Raw genomic sequence first — 1,478 nt, 5'->3', positions numbered from 1 at the left:
AGATCGTTGCCAAGATCGCCCACAGCGCCTCCGAGCAGGACACCACGCTGCGCTCGATCTCCTCGTCGATGAACCAGCTCGACGCCGCCACCCAGCAGAACGCCGCCATGGCCGAAGAGACCACGGCATCCGCCGAGACACTCGCCACCGATACCGACGAACTGATCGACCTCATCCGCGGCTTCCGCGTCGGCGCACCGCAGCACCGCCAGGCCGAACCGATGCGCCGGGCAAGCTGAGAATTCGACAACAAGCAATATTCGACCGCCGGGTGAAAATCCGGCGGTTTTTCTTTGTAAGTACCCCTGGATTTTGAGGGAAATTCGGATCGCGAACAATAAAGTTAAAGCTTTTTTATAGGGTGGGCATCAATTGTTCCTTACCCGGTCGCAGCATGTTTGTTTTAGCAGCGGTAGACGCGTCGTCTTGTTTGGCGCGCTCGCACAGGCGGTAGAAAACCGCACCGGAATGTATTCACCCATTCCCGTTGCGAGGCGTCATGAAAAATTTGAAGATATCGAAGCAGCTCATATTGCTGGTCGTCGGCCTGATGATTGCCTTTGCGATCGCCACCTCCCTGCAGATCCGCTCCTCGGTCGATGCGATCTACAAGGAACGTTATGACATGCTGCGCGCCGAGGTTCAGTCGGCGGTCTCCGTTCTCAAGCTTTACCAGGCCAAGGTCACCGCCGGCGAAATGACGCTGGAGGATGCCCAGAAGCAGGCCTACACCACCGTCAACGGGATGAAATACGATCCGGACGGCTATTTCTTCGGCTATAGCTACGACGTCCAGATGGTATTCCACTACGATGCCTCGAAAGTCGGGCAGATCAACAAGGGCCAGCCGGACAGCAAAGGCAAGCTCTATCGCGATGAGCTGGTCAAGCTCGGGCAGCAGGGCGGCGGTCTCGTCGAATATTATTCCACGGTCAAACCGGGCCAACCCGTTGGCGATTATCGCAAGACGGCCTATGGCCAGGCCTTCGAACCCTGGAAGATCGTCGTCGTCACCGGCGTCTACATGGACGATCTCGATGCTCAGATAAACAGCACGATCCTGACCGCGCTCTCCGGCAGCATCGTCCTGTTCTTCCTTGCCATGACAGCCGCCTATATCGTCATCCGCGGCATATCGGGACCTCTCAACAACGTCCATGCCGCCCTCAAGGCTGTCGCCGAAGAGGATGTTTCGATCACCATTCCGCACACCGGCATGAACAACGAAGTCGGCATGATGGCGAAGGCGACGCAGTCACTGCAGGAAAAGATCAGGGAACGCCATGCGATGTCGGATCGCGAGGCGGCCCAGCAGCTGGCGCTGGAAAATGAGCGCGAAAACAATCTGCGCCAGCAGCAGGATGAAGCAACGCTGCAGGCGCGGGTGGTGACGACCATCGGCCAGGCGCTGGAGATGATCGCCCGCGGCGACCTCACCGTTCGCTGCGCCGATCTCGGCCAGAAGTATGCCGCCCTTC

General features: G+C 58.5%; 1 protein-coding gene and 1 pseudogene. Both read left to right on the top strand.

The features are described 5' to 3' along the window. Window positions 1-239, top strand: a pseudogene (locus HX899_RS04360) (chemotaxis protein); the annotation flags it as partial. 260 nt (window positions 240-499) lie between these two features. Next, on the top strand, window positions 500-1,478 hold a 979-nt coding region (locus HX899_RS04355), incomplete at its 3' end, for a cache domain-containing protein (protein ID WP_181291704.1).

The organism is Rhizobium sp. WYCCWR 11146 (assembly GCF_013591995.1).
GTDB lineage: Bacteria > Pseudomonadota > Alphaproteobacteria > Rhizobiales > Rhizobiaceae > Rhizobium > Rhizobium indicum.
The sequence above is the reverse complement of the archived record's forward strand: the minus strand, read 5'-3'. Positions and strand labels throughout refer to the sequence as shown.